We start from the raw sequence: 18,648 nt of genomic DNA, 5'->3' as shown, positions 1-18,648 counted from the left end.
GTCCCCGTTTTCCATGTTGATTTCAGTGCGCTGCCGGTCATGCCCCCAGCCCTGCCAGCAACAGCCCCAACAGCAGGCCGGCCATGACCGCCACGGGCCAGCGCCCGAGGAACGCCTCGATCCGTGCAGCCAGTCTTTGCGGGGCGGAGCCGGATCCCAGGCGCCCGGCCAGGGTCGGGCCGCCATCGCCTGGCCGCGGCCGGCCGTGGCTGGTGGCCCGCAGCCCATGGCGCCGGAGTGCCAGCAGGAGATGGCGTAGCGGCACCACGAGGTCGCCGGGTGGCAGGGCAGGCAGGCGGGGTGTGAGAAAACGCCGGGCCAGCAAGGCCGCCGCCAGGGCGGCCGGTACCACCACGAGGGCCGCCGGAGCCAGCACCGGCCACCCCGCCACCGGCCGGTAGGCTGCGGCCGCCAGGGCCAGCAGGGCCATGAGGGCGGCGGGTACTGTGGAGCCTCCGTTGCCGGCATGGGCCGGTGGCCCCGCACCGGTGGGGGAATGCCGCAACAAGGCGGAGGCGGCGAGGAAGCCGAGGACACCCATGGCCGAGACCACCGGCAACCATGGGCCGGGGGCCATGGCCGCCAACGCGCCGGGCGCCGCGGCCAGCAGCACCACGGCCGACCAGCCCACTATGCCCTTCACGGCGGTGCCCGGCATGAGCAGCAACGCCGTCAGCGCGAAGGTGGCCTGGATGAGTACCGTGGCCAGGGGGCCGACCACCCCCTGCCACACGCCGGGGCTCTGCAACTGTTGGCTCAGCACCGCGAGCCACAGGCCGCCGAGGGCGATGGCCGCGTAGGCCAGTACCCCACGGCGGTGGGTCTGCAGCAAACCCGTCGCCAGGGCATAGGCCAGAGTGACCCAGGCCATCCATCGCAGCACCTCGGCGGCCACCGGGGCCGTCAGATCCCCCAGCGGCAGCAGCCGCAGGCCGCCCAGCAGGCCGGCGCCGAGGGTGAAGGCCAGCACGGCGGGGGCGAGGGCGCGCCCGCCGCTCACCATGACCGGAGGGAGCCAGAAGTGCAGCCCCAGGAGCCCGAGCTTGGTGCCGAAACCGGCCACCAGCAGGGTCAGGATGAGGCCGGGGTGAGCGGTGTGCAACAGGGCCTGGCGCAGGGTCCCGAAGTTCGCCGCCGTGGCGTCTAGGGCGAGGGTCATCAGCACCTCGAACACCATCAGGTCGCCGGCGATGAGGAATATCACCAGCACCCGGGCGGCCCGGCAGCCGCCGGTGTCTGCGGTGATGGCCAGCACCCCGTAGAGGGCGTAGCCGGCGATGGCGGCGGCGGTGTAGAACAGCAGGCCATCGCCGGCCACGGCCATGGCGAAGGTCCCGGCCATGGCCAGCAACATCAGGATGGCGAGGCCGCCGGCGTCCCGGGTCTGCAGTCGCGGGCGCATCAGCAGAGCGGTGGTGAGCCACAGCACCGACATCGGCAGCAGAAACACCCGGCCCGTGGCATCCAGCGCCAGCATGGCTCCCATGAGGGCGGTATCGAGCCTCAGCTGGGTATCCCCCATCAGCCCGACGGTCAGGGCCGGCAGGGCCGCCCAGGGCACGAGGGCGCGGGCCAGGGCAAGGCCCCTGCCGGTCGCCAGGGCCGTCATCAGGGCCAACAGCAGGGGCGCCAGGGGAACCAGTGCCAGCAGCAGGGGGCTTCCTTCCATCATGGGTGGTAGAACTCCCGCCGGGTGATGAGTTGCGCCCAGTCCAGGGGACTGAAGGGCAGAGATGCCAACAGGCCGACCCCCAAAGCCAGGGCAGCGGTGATCAGGGGCGGCACCAGCAAGGCGCGACCGGTCTCCCGGGACCCGAAGTCCCGCTCCTGGTGCCAGGTCGCCGGTGGTGTACCGAACCAGGCGCGGTGGAGTATGGGCAGGAAGTAGGCGGCGTTGAGGGCACTGCTGGCGGCCAGCACCAGGACTACCCAGTCCTGGCCGGCCTCCAGGGCGCCCAGCCCCAGGTACCACTTGCTGATGAAGCCGGCCATGGGCGGGGCCCCGATCATGCCGAAGGCGCCGATGGTGAAGGCTGTCATGGTCCAGGGCATGCGCCGGCCCACGCCGTCCATCTCGCTGATGCGGTGGATACCCAGGGTCTCGGCGAGGTTGCCGGCACAGAAGAACAGGGTGATCTTCATGAGCCCCTGATGCACCAGGTGTACCACGCCGCCGATGGTGGCGACGGGCCCGGCGATGGCCACGCCGAGGGCGATGTAGGAGACCTGGCTCACGGTGGAGAAGGCCAGCCGGCGTTTGAGGTCGTCCTGGAACAGGGCGCGCAGGGAGCCGTAGATGATGGTGAAGGCCGCCACCCACAGCAGCGGCTTCAGGACGCCGAGATCGGCCGCGAACTCCACGCCGAAGACCTCGTACACCACACGGATGATGCCGAAGGCGCCGGCCTTCACCACCGCCACGGCGTGAAGCAGGGCACTCACCGGGGCCGGCGCCACCATGGCCTGGGGCAGCCAGCCGTGCAGCGGCACCAGGGCCGCCTTGACCCCCAGGCCGGCGATCAACAGGGCGAATATGGCCGCCAGTGCCGGGCGGTGCTCGGCGCCCAGCTCGCTGACGAAGCCCCGGGGTGTGAACTCGAGGCTGCCGGTGAGGGTGTAGAGCCATACGCTACCCAGCAGCAGCAGGGCGCCGCCCAGCACCGTATAGATGAGATAGGTCTGGCCGGCGCGCCGGGCCTGCTCGCTGCCGCGGTGCACCACCAGGGGATAGGTGGACAGGGTCAGCAGCTCGTAGAAGATGAGGAAGGTGAGCAGGTTGCCCGCCAGGGCGATGCCCACGGTGGCGGTCACGCACAGGCTGAAGAAGCCGAAGAAACGGCTGCGATGGGGTGCCCCCTCCAGGTAACCGATGGCGTAGACGGTGGTGAGCAGCCACAGCACGCTGGACAGGGTGATGAACAACAGGGCCAGGGGGCCGGCCCGCAGCACCAGGTCGAGACCCGGCAGCAACGGCAGGCGCAATTCGTAGTGGGCGCCCTGGAGACGCCCCACAGCATCAGGCCCACCAACAGCAGCTTGAAGGCGGCGCCGAACAGGTTGAGGGTGGTGCGCAGGCGCACTCGTTGTTCGCCGAGCCCGAAGATGACGAGTCCGGGGATGAGGGAACTCGCCACCACCAGCAGCGGGACCCAGTTGTTCAGGCTCATGGTGCCATCCCCGTCCCGAAGGGATCGGCGATGCCGGCCAGGGCCAGGAACGGGGATGCCAGCAGCCCCGTGAGCAGGGCCCCACAGGCCAGCAGCATGGCTGCCCACTCCATGTGCCGCGGCACCGCCTGGGCGGCGTGGGAGGCGGGGGCCCGGGTGAAGGCGTGGCCCAGCACCTTGAAGATGTATGCCGCCGCCAGGATGCCGCCGGCGATGATCACGGCCACCAGCCCCCAGCGGCCCTGGCCGATGGCGGCCTCCAGCAGCAACCATTTGCCGTTGAAACCGCCGCTGGGCGGCAGGCCCATGATGCTCGCGCCGGCCACCGCGAAGGCGGCGGCCGTGAGGGGCAGGCGCTGCACCACGCGGTCGAGATCGGCCACCCGATCATGGCCGCCGAAACGCATCATGTTGCCGGCGGCGAGGAACATGGCGGCCTTGGCCAGGCCGTGGGAGAAGGCCAGAAAGGCCCAGGCGTTCCAGGCCACGGGGCCCGCGGCCGCGGCCAGGGGCAGGGCCATGAACAGGTACCCCAACTGGGCCACCGTGGAGTAGGCCACCAGCAGCTTCACCCGGGTCTGGCGCAGGGCCTGGATGGAGCCCCACAGCACCGCCGCCGCGCCCAGCCCGCCGAGGAGTTCGGCGGGCCCCGCGGTGATGGCGGGGAAGACCTCCAGCCACAGCCGCAGCAGGATATAGAAGGACGCCTTGACCACCAGGGCCGACAGCACCGCGCTCACCGGTGCCGGGGCGCTGGCGTGGGCCGGGGGCAGCCAGAAGTGCAGGGGGAACAGGGCCGTCTTGAGGACCAGGCCGGCGCCCATGAGGCCGAAGGCCGCCCACGCCACGGGTGACGACTCCACCCGGGCGCCCAGCAGAGTGATGTCCAGGGTGGCATGGGCGTGATACAGCAACGCCACCCCCATGAGGAAGGCAAGGGAGCCCAACAGCGAGGTGAGCAGATAGCGCATGGCCGCGGTGAGGGCGTCGCGGCTGCCCGGCAGGGCCGTCAGGGCCACGGCGGCCAGGCCCATGAGTTCCAGGGTGACGTAGAGATTGAACAGGTCGCGGGACAGGAACAGGGCATTCAGCGCCGCCAGCAGGAACAGCCACAGGGGCCAGAAGCGGAGCCCCGCTGCCGGCTCGAAATAGCCGCCGGCGTGCAGGCTCACCCCGGTCGCCACCAGGGCCGTCATGGCGAGCATCAGCAGGCTCAGGCCGTCTACTCCGAGGTCGATGCCGAGGGGCGCGCCCCAGCCGCCCACCTGGTGGACCGGCAGGGGGGCGCCCAGGGCTCCGAGGATCAGGGCTGCGACGGCAACGGCGGTGGCCACGGCGGTGAGGGTGCCGAGGCCTCGGGCCCAGGCCGGAAGCAGGAAGCAGGCCACGCCCCCCGCCAGGGGCAATAGGATCAGCAGGGCCTCCCAGGGCACGGTGGTGAGCATGGCCGTTACAGGCTCAATCGGTGCCGGCATCGGGCAGTTCGGGGCGTCCCGTGCTCTCCTGTACCTTCAGCATCAGGCCGAGGGCGAGGGCGGTGGCCGATACGGCCACCACGATGCCGGTGATCACCATGGCGTGGGGCACGGGATCCGGAGGACCGTCGCCGCCGCGTCTGGCCAGGGCCACCAGCACCAGGAACACGCCGCTGCCCATGATGTTGATGGCCAGAATCTTGCGTAACAGGTGGGCATGGACGATGAGGGCGTGCAGGCCGATGCAGAACAGCCCCACCCCCAGCAGTGCGTACAGGAAGGACGCGCTCAACGGTCCTTCCCGTCCGGTGGCGCCGCGCCCAGGAACAGGGCGGCCAGGGTGACGCCGATGGCCACGGTGGCGGCGGCCTCGATGAAGAAGATGAGGCCGCCGGCGAGGGCCACGGGATACTCCAGCAGCCGACCCCCGGCCAGCAGGGTCAGCAGGGCGACGGCCAGGAAAGCCAGCAGGCCCGCCGCCAGGACGAGACGCAGGGGCCAGCCGAGGAGCACCCGGGGGGCGCGGTAACCCGCGAGTAGCAGCAACACCCCGGCGGCACCGAGGATGGATCCGGCCTGGAAGGCGCCGCCGGGCGCGTGGGCGCCCACCCACAGCAGGTAGGCCGCCACCAGCAGGAATACCGGTACCAGCAGGCGCGTGAGGGTGTCCAGCACCGGGCCGGGGGGCGGGTCCCGTGGCGGCCGTGAGTCGCCCAGGGACCACAGGCTCAGCAGGGCGATGAACAACACCGCCATCTCCAGCAGGGTGTCGTAACCCCGGAAATTGAGCAGCACCGCGGTGACCGGATGGGCGACGCCGCTGGTATCCAGATGTCGGGCCGCCATATCCTGCAAGCCGACGGCCTCCCGGGGCAGGGTCAGCACGGCGTAGCCGAGGCCGGCGGCGAGGGCCAGCAGCAGGGGGTAGAGCAACCAGCGCAGGGCCGTCATGTCGGACCGCCGGCGCCGCCGGGTCGTGGGCTGTCAGTCACCCGGGGTCTCCTCGTTCTCCGCGCCGTTGCCATCCCGTCCCGGTGCCGCCGGCAGGCGCGCCAGGGCCGCCATCAGCAGGGCCCCGGTGACGCCGGCGCCGATGGCGGCCTCCGCCAGGGCCACATCGGGCGCCCCCAGCCGCACCCAGGCCAGGGCCATGAGCAGCCCGAAGGCGATGAACAGCACGATGGCCCGGAACAGATCCGTGCAGGCCAGCAGGCGCCACGCCAGGGCCACCAGCCCGAAGGCCGTCAGGGCATCGAAGAGCCAAGACGGCTGGCTCAGCGTTTCCATGGTCTGACCCCCCGCCGCAGGGCGCCGGTGGCCACCAACTGGGCCACGCTGGCCCCGGCGATCATCACCAGCCACCACGTCAACAGCAGCTTGGCCGCCACCGACCAGGATCCCGCCTGCAGGGCGAGCCCGGCCACCACCATGCCGAGGCCCACGTTGTCGGCCTTGGTGAGGGCGTGGAGGCGGGTATAGACATCGGGAAAGCGCAGCAGGCCGATGGTGCCGGCGAGATAGAATCCGGCCCCGAGGACCAGGAACAGGGCAGACAGATAATCAATCGCGGTCATGGTCGTCCTCCGGCGCCGTCCACGCGCGGCGCACGAAGGCCACCGCCGCCACCGCCGCCAGCAGGGCGAATACCAGGGCCACGTCCCGCAGGGCGCCGTGGTTCGAGGCCTCGGCGAGGAGCAGCAGCATGGCCACCGCGGTGGTGCCGAACAACTGGGCGGCGGACATGCGGTCGGCGGCGGTGGGACCGCGCACCACCCGCCACATGCCGGCGCCCAGGTTGAGTAGCAGAAACAGCGCCAGGAGCAGGGACAGGGCCGCCATGGCGCCGGGCTCCGGGATCACAGGGGCGTCCCGAAGAGCCGGGCGATGGCCTGCTCCACGTCCGCGATCTCGCGCATGCTGTCCTGCCGGCCGTCGAGTACGTGGACCTTCAGCCGGTCGCCGTCCATGCCGGCACCCAGGGTGCCCGGCAGCAGGGAGATGGTGTTGGCCAGCATCACCCGGGCGAGGCCGGCGGGCAGGCGCAGGGGGTAATCGATGATCGCCGGCGCGATGGGCAGACGGGGGGTCAGGGCGCGCCGGGCCACGTCGAAGCCGCCCAGCAGCGAGCGCTTGAGGAAGAAGGGCACGAACGTCAGCAGCTCGCGCCAGACGAGGGGTACGGGCGGCATGAGGGCCGCGCTGGCCACCGCCGCCAGCAGCACCGCCGGGGCACCCACCCACCATGATGCCGGGGCGCCTGCGGTCAGGGCCCACCAGATGATGGCGAAGGGCACGCTGCGGGCGGCCACGGTGGACCAGCGGAAGGTGTCAGTCGTGGCGGCCATGGCTGGGGTCAGGGCAGATCTGTATATACGGCATTGATCGAGTTGGGTGGCACGGCGGCGGGCATCCCTGAGTGGATCGGAGCCGGGCCGCGGAGCGCGGCTTTAGGCCGTCGTCTCGGCCGCGATGCGCCGCAGGGCCGGCACCTCGATGCCCGCCTCCTCGGCCTGGGTGATGGCGCGGGCCAGGCGCGCCGGGGCGGAACGGCCCATGCACTTGTGGTGGGGGTCGCCGTCGAAGGCCGCCAGCATGGCCTCCATGAGGCGGGCCCGGGGCAGGGAGACCCCCGTGAGGTGCTCCTGGATGGCCAGCACGTCGGTGGCCACCTCGTGCATGAGGGGGGCATGGTGTTCCCGCAGTTCGCTGACGGTGCCCCCCACTTTGAGACCCGCCACGTTGGTGGTGACGATGTAGAGGTTCTTGCGCACCAGTTCGAACAGCAGCTGGTCGCGGTCGGCGAGGATGGCCGTGGGGATGTCCAGGGCATGGAGGGCCCGTGCCACCAGGGCGGCGTGGGGGCCGTAGACGGGGGACGGCACCAGCACCTTGTGGTCCTGGCCCTTCTTCTTCTCGAACCACACGGATATCACCGTGGGCTCGAGGTCGTGGGTCTCCCAGTCGGCGGGCAGCAGCTCGTTCTGCAGCAGCATCACCCGGGGGCGCCAGGCGGCGGGCAGTTCCCGGAGGGCGGGCTGGAGATCCTTTTCCGCCACCGCCACCAGCACCATCAGGGGCTCGGGCAGCGCCGCCGCCACATGGTCCGGGTCCATCTGGCGGGTGACGGGATAGACGGGGTGGCCGCAGCGCAGGAAACCGCGGGCGAACACGCCCGCCATCTCCCCGATGCCGATGATGACGATGGGTGGTTTCATGGTCCGGTTCTTCAATGGTCGTTGGCGAGCAGGGTCGATAGGGTCACCGGGCGGAAGCCGGCCTCTTCCCACAGCAGGCCGGAGCCCGCCTCGTACCAGTCGTCCAGCACGATGCGGGTGGCAGTGCGCCCATCCACGCGGTGCCGGTGGACGGCGGGCCGGTGGGTGTGGCCGTGGATCATATACGCCGTGCCGTGGCGGCGGAAGGCGTCCTCCACCGCCCGCGGGGTGGCATCCATGGTGGCGGGCGCCTTGGCCGCCACCGCCGCCAGGGACTGGTCGCGGATGTCCGCGGCCAGGCGCCGCCGCTCCCCCAGGGGCCGGGCGAGGAAGTCCGCGGTGAACTCCTGGCTGCGCGTGCGCGCGCGGAAGGCCTGGTAGTCCACGTCGTCCAGGCACAGGGTGTCGCCGTGCATCAGCAGCACCTCGTGGCCCGCCACCGTGGCCACCGTGGGGTCCTCCAGCAGGCGGCAGCCGCTGCGACGGGCGAAACCGTCGCCCGCCAGGAAGTCGTGGTTGCCCCGCATGAAATACACCGCTGTGCCCGCGGCCGCGGCCCGGCCGAGGGCCGCCATCACCTCGTCATGGCCGGGGGCGTCGTCGTCGTCTCCCAGCCACAGGTCGAAGAGGTCCCCGAGGATGTATACCGCCTCCATAGCCCGGGCCGGGCCCGCCATGAGGCCCAGGAACTCCTCCAGGGGGCCGGGGCGGGCGGCGCTGAGGTGACAGTCGGAGATGAACAGCGCAGCCAACGGGCCGGGCCCCGGCGGCGGGTTTAGATCTCTTCCGCCTTCTCGATCACCACGTCCTCCACGGGCACGTCGCCGTGGCCCGCGCGGGTGGTGGTGTCCACCTCTTTGATCTTGTTGACGGTGTCCATGCCTTCCACCACCTTGCCGAACACACAATAGCCCCAACCCTGGGGCGTGGGGCTCTGGTGGTTGAGGAAGGTATTGTCGTTGACGTTGATGAAGAATTGGCTGGAGGCGGAGTGGGGGTCCTGGGTGCGGGCCATGGAGATGGCGCCGGTCTCGTTGGCCAGGCCGTTGTCCGCTTCGTTCTTGATGGGGGCGTTGGTGGCCTTCTGCTGCATGCCGGGCTCGAAGCCGCCACCCTGGATCATGAAACCGTTGATGACACGGTGGAAGAGGGTGTTGTCGAAGAAGCCGTCCCGGACATAGGACATGAAGTTGGCGACGGTCTCGGGCGCCTTCTCCTCGTTCAGTTCGAGGACGATGTCGCCGTGATTGGTCTGCATGCGTACTTTCATGGGTAACCCCTGTTGGATGATGGTTGGTCGTTCGTTGCCGGCCGGGTGTCCGGGATTACTCGCCTGCGGCGGAGCCCTCCACCAGGCTGATGCCTTCGATGATGACGGGCTCCCGGGGCACGTCACCCATGCCCCGCTGGCGGCCCGTGGGCACCGCCTCGATGCGCTCCACTACCTCCATGCCCGTCACTACGCGGCCGAACACCGCGTAGCCCCAGCCCCGCGGGGTCTTGCCGCTGTGGTTGAGGAAATCGTTGTCCGCCACGTTGATGAAGAACTGGGCGGTGGCCGAGTGGGGGTCCGAGGTGCGGGCCATGGCGAGGGTGCCCTTGTCGTTCTTGAGGCCGTTGTCGGCCTCGTTCATCACCGGCGCCCGGGTGGGTTTCTTGCGCAGGTCGGCGGTCATGCCGCCACCCTGGATCATGAAGCCGTCGATGACGCGGTGGAATACCGTGCCCTCGTAGAAGCCATCCTTCACGTAGCTCAAAAAATTCTCCACCGTGGCGGGGGCCCGGGCGTCGTGGAGTTCCACCACGATGTCCCCCATGGAGGTCTGGATGTTGACGCGCGGGCCGTCTGCCCCCTGGGAGTGGGGGCTCAGACCGAGCACCAAGAGGAACGGGAGAATACGCTGGAAACCCATGGGCGGACTCCTGAGGTAACGTGTGGCGATAAGGGGGTGGCTACGGGGAACACGCCTTGAATGACGGCGTACTATAGCAGCCGCCCAGCGCGGAAAAAATGCGAGAGTCTTGGGCAGGCTGGCAATGGAGGCCCCGGGCGGGGAAAATGGCGGCCCCTTTCGCCACCCCCGACATCGAGCCTCCATGTTGCACATCCACAACACCCTCACCCGCCGCAAAGAGCCCCTGGAACCCATCGAGCCCGGCCGGGTGCGCATGTACGTCTGCGGCATGACCGTCTACGACTACTGCCACCTCGGCCATGCCCGGGTAATGGTGGTGTTCGATACCGTGGTGCGCTTCCTGCGCCACCAGGGCTACGAGGTTACCTACGTGCGCAACGTGACGGACATCGACGACAAGATCATCAAGCGCGCCGCCGAGAACGGGGAGACCGTCACCGCCCTGACGGAGCGCTTCATCGCCGCCATGCACGAGGACGAGGCGGCCCTGGCCGTGCTGCCGCCGGACGAGGAGCCCCGGGCCACCGGCCACCTGGATGAGATCGTCGCCATGATCGGGCGCCTGGTGGACAAGGGCTATGCCTATGCCGCCGCCAACGGCGACGTCTACTACGACGTCAGCCGCTTCGAGGGCTACGGCCGGCTCTCGGGCAAGCAGCCCGAGGACCTGCGGGCCGGCGCCCGAGTGGAGGTGGACGAGGGCAAGGACGACCCCCTGGACTTCGTGCTGTGGAAGGCCGCCAAGCCCGGCGAGCCGGCCTGGCCCTCCCCCTGGGGCGAGGGCCGTCCCGGCTGGCACATCGAGTGCTCCGCCATGTCCACCGGCTGCCTCGGCAACCACTTCGACATCCACGGCGGCGGCATGGACCTGCAGTTCCCCCATCACGAGAACGAGATCGCCCAGTCCGAGGGCGCCACCGGCGAGCCCTTCGTCAACCTGTGGATGCACAACGGCTTCGTGCGGGTGGCGGATGAGAAGATGTCCAAGTCCCTGGGCAACTTCTTCACCGTACGTGAGATCCTGGCCCGCTATCCCGGCGAGGTGATCCGCTACTTCATCCTCACCAGCCACTACCGCAGCCCCCTGAACTACGGCGAGACTCACCTGGACAACGCCCGGGCGGCCCTGGAACGCCTCTACACCGCCCTGCGGGACGTCCCCGACGACGGCGCCGAGGGCCCCCTGGACCCGGACCTCGCGGCCCGCTTCAGCGCCGCCATGGAGGACGACTTCAACACCCCCGAGGCCCTGGCAGCGCTCTTCGACGCCGCCAGGGCCGTGAACCGTGCCCAGCAGGCCGGCAGCGACGTGGCCCTGCCCGCCCGTACCCTGCGCCGCCTGGGCGGCGTCCTCGGCCTGCTCCAGGACGACCCCGAGGCATTCCTCAAGGGTGCCGCCGGGCCCGGGGACGGGTTGAGCGACGAGGAGGTGGACCGCCTGGTGGCGGAACGCATGGAGGCCCGCCATCGCCGCGACTTCGCCGAGGCCGACCGCATCCGCGACCTGCTGGTGGACGAAGGCATCGCCCTGGAGGACTCCCCCGACGGCACCCGCTGGCGCCGCGGGCACTGAGGCCACGCCGAGGCATTGATTTCAGGAGGCAGCAACATGCTCATCGCCGTCACCAGCCAGAACAGGAAGACCGTCACCGACCACGCCGGGCGCTGTCGCCGGTTTCGGATATTCACCGTGGAGGACGCTCGGGTCACGGGCGAAGAGTGGCTGGAACTGCCCAAGGAGCAGGCCTTCCACGGTTTTCCCGCCCACCAGCCCCATCCCCTCGACCGGGTCGATGTGCTCATCACCCGCCACATGGGACAGGGCATGGTGCGCAAGCTGAAAGAGAAGGGTATCGAGGGCGTGCTCACCGCCGTGGAAGACCCGTCGGCGGCGGTGCAGGAGTACCTTGGTGGCGGCTATGAGCGGGCGGACCGGGTGAGGGTCGACCTGGGTTGAAGGGAAGCCAGGTCGGAGACCACGGATCCTCCCGCGATGTCCCGTCAGCCGCCGAAGAGTTTGCTCATCAGACGGGCGAACCAGCCCCGGGGCTCCTGGGTGGCAGCGCGGGACTCGCCGGGGGCGGCCTGGGGCTCGTCGGGGGCGGATGCTGCCGGGGCCGGGGTTTCCGGTGCCGGGGCCTGCGGTGCAGCCTGCTCGGGAGACGGTGCGGGAGCGGGAGCAGGGGATGGGGACGCTTCGGCGGCCGGCGCCCTGGTCGCGGATGCAGGGGCGGGCGATGAACTGCCGGCGCTGAGGGCCTGCAGGTAATGGCGACGTAGTACGGAGTCCTCGGGTGGTGGCGGAAAGCCACGGGCGGCCGCGTGCTGCACGAAATGCCGGCGCAGGACCGAATCGGTCGGTATGGTAAGGCCACTCATGGGATTGCCCCTTCTTGGAGATAACGGCAATCGCAAGTATAGCAGTCGTGATCCGCGGGCCGGCAATGGGGGTTATTACGGGGCCTCGCTTCAGCCAGCCACGGCCTCCGCGGCCCCCGCCAGCTCGGCGGCGTAGAGGGTGTTCTCCAGCAGCATGGCCACGGTCATGGGGCCCACGCCGCCGGGCACCGGGGTGATCCAGGAGGCCCGTTCCCGGGCGGCGTCGAAATCCACGTCCCCCACCAGGCGGCCGTCGTCGAGGCGGTTGATGCCCACGTCGATGACCACCGCGCCCGGCTTGATCCACGTGCCCTCGATGAGGCCCCGCTTGCCGGTGGCCGACACCAGGATGTCCGCCTGGCCCACCAGGTCTGCCAGGTTATCGGTGAAGCGGTGGCATACGGTGACGGTGGCTCCCGCCAGCAGCAGTTCCAGGGCCATGGGGCGGCCGACGATATTGGAAGCGCCCACCACCACCGCGTGCTGGCCCTTGAAGGGCTGGTTGGCGTAGCGCAGCAGGGTCATGATTCCGTGGGGGGTGCAGGGCCGCAGGCGGGGCAGGCGCAGGGCCAGGCGGCCGACGTTGTAGGGGTGGAAACCGTCCACGTCCTTGTCGGGATGGATGCGCTCGATGACGGTTTCCGGATCGATATGGCCAGGCAGGGGCAGTTGCACCAGGATGCCGTTGATGGCGCCGTCGGCGTTGAGGTCGTCGATGAGGGCGAGGAGTTCGTCTTCCGGCGTATCCGCCGCCAGGTCGTAGGACTTGGAGAACACCCCCACCTCTTCACAGGCCCGGCGCTTGTTGCGCACGTAGATCTCGGAGGCGGCGTCGGTGCCCACCAGCACCACCGCCAGGCCGGGGGGCGGACGGCCTCCGGCGGTGCGCTCCTCGATGCGGTCCCGGATCTCCCGCCGGATGTTTCCTGCAACTTGCTTGCCGTCGATTATCATGGCTTTCATGGGCGGCAAATTCTCGCATGACCCGGTCCGTTCCACCAGCGGCACGGGGTATCGTCGCGGCCGGTGGCGCCGTTGCGGTAGCGGCGCCGGGCAAGGCCGCGGCTTGATTGACGGCCGAAACCCGCGGGCCTATCATTGCGCGCTTGCTTGAAACGGTTCCCCCGGGGTATGGCGCAGTCTGGTAGCGCACCTGCTTTGGGAGCAGGGAGTCGGGGGTTCGAATCCCTCTACCCCGACCATCAGGCCCGTCGGCCGGGCCTGGCCCGAAGCCGAGTCGCCCACCGCGGCGCGATGCCGGCCCCGGGATGGCCCATGGGGCGCCGGGTGCCTCGTGAAGGTGCCGGACGCCCCGGATTTTGCGCCCGTAGCTCAGTCGGATAGAGCAACGGCCTTTTGTGGCGTGCGCGACAGCGCACAAACGAGGAGCCTCTGCGGGGAACAGGAACCCGCAGAGTGGACCGCACCGTATCGGGGAAACCTTAACGGGTCGTGCCGATGGCAATCCCGAGGAAACCCCTGGCGGCATAGGGGGGATCCGTAGAGACTATACGTGCGGCGCCTGAGAGGGCGAAGAGATAGTCCAGACCACAAACCCCCTGGGACCACAAAGCCCCTGGGGGGCGTCGAAAGGCGTAGTGGTAAGCTAAGCCGTGGGTCGCAGGTTCGAATCCTGCCGGGCGCGCCATTATCATGGCGCCAGTATTGTCACAGGTTCGATGGTGGGCGTAGCTCAGTTGGTAGAGCCCTGGATTGTGGCTCCAGTGGTCGGGGGTTCGAATCCCCTCGCTCACCCCATCATTAATTGAAAAGGAAAGGGCCGTGCAGGCGACTGCACGGCCTTTTCTGCGTCTCGCCCAGAGGATTATTGCCAACCCTCGGGCTTAGCCGGTCGCCCGTCATGCCGGCGCAAGCCGGTATCCAGAGATGCCGCCCCGGGGCCTTCTCCCTCGATTGCGGCTTGCGCCACAATGACATCGCTTCTTCGGTGGTTGGGCGCGGAATCCTGCCTTGGCCCGGGAAGCGCAGGTCTCCCGAGGGCGTCCTTCGTTTCGGCAGCGCTATTTGAACCCCAACAGGCTGTCCAGGTGGGCGGCCACGCTGCGGCCGAGGGCCGGCAGGTCGTAGCCGCCCTCGAGTACCGAAACCACCCGGCCGTCGGCATGGCGCAGGGCCAGCTCCCGGGCCTGGTCCGTGATCCACGCGAAGTCGGCCTCCCGCAGCCTGAACTGGGCCATGGGGTCGGCGGCGTGGGCATCGAAGCCGGCGGACAGCATCACCAGCTGCGGCCGGAAGGCATCCAGGGGCGCAAGCCACCGGGCCTCCACGGCGCGGCGGAAGTCTTCGCCGCCGGTGCCGGCGGGCAGGGGGATGTTGATGACGTTGTCGGCGGTGGCCTCGTCGCCGCTGAAGGGGTAGTAGGGGTGCTGGAAGGAGGAACAGAAGAGCACCCGGGGATCACCCTCGAAGATGTCCTGGGTGCCGTTGCCGTGGTGGACGTCGAAATCGACGATGGCGATGCGCTCCAGGCCGTAGGCATCCAGGGCATAGGCCGCCCCCGCGGCGACGTTGTTGTAAATGCAGAACCCCCCCGCGTGATCGTGCCCGGCATGGTGGCCGGGGGGGCGCACGTTGCAGAATACCTTGTCGATATCGTCGTTCATCACCAGGTCCACCGCCTTGATGACCGCCCCCGCGGCGTGGCGCGCGGCCTCCAGGCTGTGGGGGTTCATGAGGGTGTCGTCGTCCAGGGGCTTGAGGCCGGTGGTGGGGCTGACGGTCTCTATGAGATCCAGGTATTCCGGGTCGTGGACCCGCAGCAGCTGTTCCCGGGTGACGGTGGGGGCATCCACATGGCGCACGGTGAAGTCGAGGCCCGAGGCCAGCAGGGCGTCGTGGATGGCGCCGAGGCGGGCCGGTTGCTCCGGGTGGTCGTCACCCATGTCGTGGAGCCGGCAGCTGGGGTGGGTGACGATGGCCATGGTCATGGCGGTGGGGACCCCCGGTGGCGAGCGAAGATGATAGGCCCAGTGTACTGTAACGGCCGGCCGCCCGGAATCGCCCCGGCCGGATCGTGGCGCTTGGCTACCGTGCCGATCCGGCCCGGTAGCTGGCTGCATCGATGCCGTGGGCCCGCAGCTTCATGTGCACCGCCCGCGGCGTGATGCCCATGGCACGCGCCACCGCGCTGACGTTGCCCCCGGCCCGCGTCAGGGCGTCGGCGATGACCCGTGCCTCCACCTCCATGGCTGCCCGCTTCTTCACCGCCTGCAGGGAGGAAGACGGGGGCTCGGCGGCGCACTGGCCCTCGATGGGGAGTTCCTCGATGACGCCCCCGGGGGCGAACAGGTAGGCGCGCTCCAGCACGTTCTCCAGTTCCCGCAGGTTGCCCGGCCAATCGTAGCCCAGGGCCACCGCCCAGGCGCGTTCCCCCAGCACCTTTGGAGGGCCCCCGTAGCGGGCCTCCAGGCGCTTCATGAAGTGGACCACCAGGGCGTTGATGTCATCCGGGCGCTGGCGCAGGGGCGGGATGTGAATGGGGACCACGTTGAGGCGGTAGTAGAGGTCCCGGCGGAAGCTGCCGTCGGCCACGAGGCCGTCGATGCGCCGGTTGGAGGCGGCGACGATGCGGACGTCGGTGTGGCGCGGTGAGTGGCCGCCCACCCGTTCGTACTCGCCTTCCTGGAGCACCCGCAACAGCCGCGACTGGGCGGAGGGTGTCAGACAATCCACCTCGTCCAGGAACAGGGTGCCGCCATCGGCCCGCTCGAAAAGGCCGGCGCTGGCCTGGTGGGCGTCAGTGAAGGCCCCCTTCTCGTGGCCGAACAGGGTGCTGTCCACCAGGTTCTCGGGGATGGCCCCGCAGTTGACGGCCAGGAACACCCTGTCTGCCCGCCGGCTTATGGCATGGACGGCGCGGGCGATGACCTCCTTGCCCACGCCCGTCTCGCCGGTGACGAGGACGCTGGCGGGGGTGGGGGCCACCACCTCCACCGCCTGCAGGGCCGCCTGCATGGCCTGGGATTCGGCCACGATGCGTCGCCGCAGGGGTTCCTTGAGGAAGTTCCCGGATGGTCCCGCCCAGGTCTTGCAGAAAAACTCCTCCACCCGTTCCGTCACGGCCGTGGCCCCTGACAGGGCTGTCACGGTACCGCCCTCCCAGCGGTACTCGTCCCCCTTGGCGGCGGCCACCCTGGCGGGGTCGAGGTGGATCCGCACGTCGCACAGGCCGTCGCCGGTGGCGATGCGCTTGCGGAGTTCCACCTTGGCGTAGCCGAAGTTGCGGGCGGCGATGGCGCCGAACACGCTGGAGGTCATGCGGCACAGCTCCGGGGCCTCCTTGACGAGGTCGCCGAAGGGACAGCGGTGATTGATGACGCGCACGCTGCCGGCCTCGCCGGGGGCCCGTTCGAAGCGCCCGCCGATGCGGTTCTTGATATCGGTGATGAGGGCACCATAAGTGTCGTGGTCGAGGGGGCCGGTGACGTCGAGGTGGCGCCGGGCCACCTCTTCGAGGCAACTGCTGGTGGCCAGCCCCACGGTGGCGATGTGATCCGGTGAATCCCCTTCGGCACCGCTCATCTCTGCCACCCGGATGCTCTGCACAATGAAGGCCTGGAGGAAGGTCAGGGGATTGAGGGTCTTCGATTCGCGCTCATCCATCGGGGGTTCCTCGCGGGTAGGACGGCGTCACGGCACCCGGGACGCCCCGGTCCTGGATGACCGGGCCGGAATGGTAACTATAGCCGATAGCGTACTGGGCCCCTGTGCGGTACCCGCGTGGGCCGGGCCGCTCCACCGCCAGCAGGTAGGTCCCTTCTGCCCCGGGGAGAAGGAGCGGATAGGGGGTTGGCCTCGCCGCGCAGGCCAAGGGCAATGGACCTGCCGGCCAGCGGCCCGGCGGGCCCTAGTGACAGCAGGGGCAGGACGGGCCGTGGCCGGTGGCGGGGGCCGGGCGGTCGAAGGTGCGTACGGCGGCCTCCCGCCCCTGGGCCATGGAGCCGTGGACGGCGGGGGCGGAGAGCACCACCCGCCGGGGGCTGGCGCCACATCCCGGACAGTGCGGTTCCGGGGCGCTCATGGCGTGGTGGACCTGGAAATGGCGGTTGCACTGGGGACATCGGTAATCGTAGGTGGGCACGGCGGTTCTCCTCGGACGGTGTGTGGCCCGGAGGGCCCATCCCGGGGCCCTGCGGGCGAAACGGCTTCCTCTGGACCTTGGCTAACTTCAGGGCTAACTCCAGCGCCCCGGCTGGGGTTGGTTCACACCGAACTGGGCCGAGGTGACATCGGTGCGGGCGCGCTTGTCGGCGTCCTGGGTCGGGGCCCGCAGGCGGCGGGTCTCCACTTCCCAGATCCAGCCGCTCACCGTCACGTCCTTGGGGATTAGCGGATGGTCCCTGAAGGTCTGGACCGTCTTCATGCAGGCGGTGTCCACGTCATCCATCATGCCGATCCACTTGGCGAAGCTCCCGGGCTCAAGCTTGAGTTCGGGCAGGGTGGGATCGAGGGTGAGCTGCTCGATGTCCACGCCGCGGTCCCGCAGGGCCTGCTCCAGATCGGCGGCGTTGGCGGAGAGCATGCCGCACTGGGTGTGCTGGACGATGACGATCTCCTTGGTGCCGAAGAAGTTGCAGGTGAGCATGGCGGAGCGGATGGCATCATCGGTGACGATGCCCCCGGCGTTGCGGAAGCAGTGGGCGTCGCCGCCTCCCACCGGCGTGTCCACCCGAATGCCGAGGGCCTCGTCGACGGGCAGGCGCTCGTCCATGCAGGCCAGTACCCACAGGCGCCGGTTGTTGGGGCCGTCGGGGCCATAGCGGCGCCGGGTGGCCCAATGGTCGTATTGCTCGACCCGCGACTGAAGCTGTTCTTGCAGTGTCGTCATCTGATTCCTCCGGTGGTCTTTTGAGATCTCATGCCCTGGTATCACGGCACCCCTTCCCGATTGCATCTTCCGCGCCAGTTTTGCATGTCAATGGAATCAGTGAGTTACGCGATGGAGCCGGAAGATGCTCGGAAGACGACGTTCCCGGTCGTCAAGAGCGGGAGCGCGCCGTGGGGCAAGACCAGGCAGGCAGCCCGCTGAAGCCCGGCTTCGCGGCCGGGAAGCAAAACTTCCCGGTTTATCGGCGGGTGTCCACGGAGCCTGGGTGGGTGTCCATGGAGCGGTATCCACCGAGCGGTATCGGCATGGCTCGCCGGGGGTGTCCACTTATGCAGGGCGGGGGTCCTCTGGCCGCCTTCCCTAGCCGCGGCGGCAAAGGGAGCTAAACTTAAAATCCATGTGGTGAACTCTCATGGCGATACGCACCGCCCGAGATGATAAAAGAGGGGCACGTATCGCCATGTTCGTTCCCTCATCTCATCCCTGTACTTCGGGCATCCTGCCCTTCGCCCTGCGGGCCGCGCCAAGGCGCGTTCAAATCCGTTCCCGACGGATTTGTCCCAGAGGGAGAGGGGGAGTTCGGGCTTCGCGACTTTCACGTTAATGGCGGCCCCGAAGATATCGGCCGGGCGCCGGCCCAGCGGGAGA

The 18,648-nt window shown here is 69.4% G+C and carries 18 protein-coding genes, 2 tRNA genes and 2 pseudogenes; 4 read left to right on the top strand and 18 right to left on the bottom strand.

Translation table 11 applies throughout. The annotated features are described in order from the left end of the window. Positions 1-37: 37 nt before the first annotated feature. From U5S82_00110 to U5S82_00055, 12 genes and pseudogenes are all read right to left on the bottom strand, one after another. Positions 38-1,672: a proton-conducting transporter membrane subunit gene (locus U5S82_00110; protein MDZ7750083.1), complete on the bottom strand. Its 1,635-nt coding sequence runs from the start codon at positions 1,670-1,672 to the stop codon at positions 38-40. Then, positions 1,669-3,167 (bottom strand): annotated as a pseudogene (locus tag U5S82_00105) (proton-conducting transporter membrane subunit). Before U5S82_00105 ends, U5S82_00110 begins: the two are co-directional and overlap by 4 nt. Next, complete coding sequence (locus tag U5S82_00100) at positions 3,164-4,642, bottom strand: proton-conducting transporter membrane subunit (GenBank protein ID MDZ7750082.1); 1,479 nt, start codon at positions 4,640-4,642, stop codon at positions 3,164-3,166. The pseudogene U5S82_00105 and the gene U5S82_00100 overlap by 4 nt, the downstream one beginning before the upstream one ends. Further along, entirely contained in the window at positions 4,626-4,934 is a 309-nt protein-coding gene (locus U5S82_00095) for a sodium:proton antiporter (protein ID MDZ7750081.1), read from the bottom strand. Before U5S82_00095 ends, U5S82_00100 begins: the two co-directional genes overlap by 17 nt. Next, positions 4,931-5,929: pseudogene (locus tag U5S82_00090) on the bottom strand (hydrogenase subunit MbhD domain-containing protein). The gene U5S82_00095 and the pseudogene U5S82_00090 overlap by 4 nt, the downstream one beginning before the upstream one ends. Then, complete coding sequence (gene mnhG, locus U5S82_00085; GenBank protein MDZ7750080.1) at positions 5,917-6,216, bottom strand: monovalent cation/H(+) antiporter subunit G; 300 nt, start codon at positions 6,214-6,216, stop codon at positions 5,917-5,919. The pseudogene U5S82_00090 and the gene mnhG overlap by 13 nt, the downstream one beginning before the upstream one ends. Further along, positions 6,203-6,481: a monovalent cation/H+ antiporter complex subunit F gene (locus U5S82_00080; GenBank protein MDZ7750079.1), complete on the bottom strand. Its 279-nt coding sequence runs from the start codon at positions 6,479-6,481 to the stop codon at positions 6,203-6,205. Before U5S82_00080 ends, mnhG begins: the two co-directional genes overlap by 14 nt. A gap of 17 nt (positions 6,482-6,498) precedes the next feature. Next, complete coding sequence (locus U5S82_00075) at positions 6,499-6,987, bottom strand: Na+/H+ antiporter subunit E (GenBank protein ID MDZ7750078.1); 489 nt, start codon at positions 6,985-6,987, stop codon at positions 6,499-6,501. A gap of 102 nt (positions 6,988-7,089) precedes the next feature. Next, positions 7,090-7,857 (bottom strand): hypothetical protein, encoded by a 768-nt coding sequence (locus tag U5S82_00070; GenBank protein MDZ7750077.1) that lies wholly within the window; start codon positions 7,855-7,857, stop codon positions 7,090-7,092. 11 nt (positions 7,858-7,868) lie between these two features. Continuing rightward, on the bottom strand, positions 7,869-8,609 hold the full coding sequence (locus U5S82_00065; GenBank protein MDZ7750076.1) for a UDP-2,3-diacylglucosamine diphosphatase: 741 nt from the start codon (positions 8,607-8,609) through the stop codon (positions 7,869-7,871). 23 nt (positions 8,610-8,632) lie between these two features. After that, positions 8,633-9,127: a peptidylprolyl isomerase gene (locus U5S82_00060; GenBank protein ID MDZ7750075.1), complete on the bottom strand. Its 495-nt coding sequence runs from the start codon at positions 9,125-9,127 to the stop codon at positions 8,633-8,635. A 55-nt stretch (positions 9,128-9,182) separates the two neighbouring features. Next, complete coding sequence (locus U5S82_00055; protein MDZ7750074.1) at positions 9,183-9,770, bottom strand: peptidylprolyl isomerase; 588 nt, start codon at positions 9,768-9,770, stop codon at positions 9,183-9,185. A gap of 184 nt (positions 9,771-9,954) precedes the next feature. On the opposite strand from U5S82_00055, the gene cysS reads away from it, so the two are divergent. After that, a complete protein-coding gene (cysS, locus tag U5S82_00050; GenBank protein ID MDZ7750073.1) occupies positions 9,955-11,346 on the top strand; it encodes a cysteine--tRNA ligase in 1,392 nt (463 codons plus the stop codon). 36 nt (positions 11,347-11,382) lie between these two features. Further along, the gene (locus tag U5S82_00045; GenBank protein MDZ7750072.1) at positions 11,383-11,730 is read left to right on the top strand and encodes a NifB/NifX family molybdenum-iron cluster-binding protein; all 348 of its coding nucleotides are present in this window, start codon (positions 11,383-11,385) and stop codon (positions 11,728-11,730) included. Positions 11,731-11,774: 44 nt separating this feature from the next. On the opposite strand, the gene U5S82_00040 is transcribed toward U5S82_00045, so the two are convergent. Beyond that, complete coding sequence (locus U5S82_00040) at positions 11,775-12,152, bottom strand: hypothetical protein (protein ID MDZ7750071.1); 378 nt, start codon at positions 12,150-12,152, stop codon at positions 11,775-11,777. Positions 12,153-12,242: 90 nt separating this feature from the next. Beyond that, on the bottom strand, positions 12,243-13,115 hold the full coding sequence (gene folD / locus U5S82_00035) for a bifunctional methylenetetrahydrofolate dehydrogenase/methenyltetrahydrofolate cyclohydrolase FolD (protein MDZ7750070.1): 873 nt from the start codon (positions 13,113-13,115) through the stop codon (positions 12,243-12,245). Positions 13,116-13,277: 162 nt separating this feature from the next. Here folD and U5S82_00030 point away from each other — a divergent pair. Next, a tRNA-Pro gene (locus tag U5S82_00030) sits at positions 13,278-13,354 on the top strand. A gap of 480 nt (positions 13,355-13,834) precedes the next feature. Next, a tRNA-His gene (locus U5S82_00025) sits at positions 13,835-13,910 on the top strand. Positions 13,911-14,173: 263 nt separating this feature from the next. Here the strand turns inward: U5S82_00025 and U5S82_00020 are convergent. The 4 genes from U5S82_00020 to U5S82_00005 form a co-directional block, all read right to left on the bottom strand. After that, positions 14,174-15,100, bottom strand: a complete 927-nt coding sequence (locus tag U5S82_00020) for a histone deacetylase family protein (GenBank protein ID MDZ7750069.1) — start codon at positions 15,098-15,100, stop codon at positions 14,174-14,176. Positions 15,101-15,197: 97 nt separating this feature from the next. After that, entirely contained in the window at positions 15,198-16,775 is a 1,578-nt protein-coding gene (locus U5S82_00015) for a sigma 54-interacting transcriptional regulator (GenBank protein ID MDZ7750068.1), read from the bottom strand. Positions 16,776-17,019: 244 nt separating this feature from the next. Beyond that, on the bottom strand, positions 17,020-17,253 hold the full coding sequence (locus tag U5S82_00010; protein MDZ7750067.1) for a zinc ribbon domain-containing protein: 234 nt from the start codon (positions 17,251-17,253) through the stop codon (positions 17,020-17,022). A gap of 93 nt (positions 17,254-17,346) precedes the next feature. Beyond that, the gene (locus tag U5S82_00005) at positions 17,347-18,000 is read right to left on the bottom strand and encodes a carbonic anhydrase (protein ID MDZ7750066.1); all 654 of its coding nucleotides are present in this window, start codon (positions 17,998-18,000) and stop codon (positions 17,347-17,349) included. Between the last annotated feature and the right edge of the window lie 648 nt (positions 18,001-18,648).

This window comes from Gammaproteobacteria bacterium, assembly GCA_034522055.1.
Taxonomy (GTDB): Bacteria; Pseudomonadota; Gammaproteobacteria; order JAABTG01; family JAABTG01; genus JAABTG01.
Note: the sequence above shows the minus strand (reverse complement) of the source record. Positions and strands in the feature narration are given on the sequence as shown.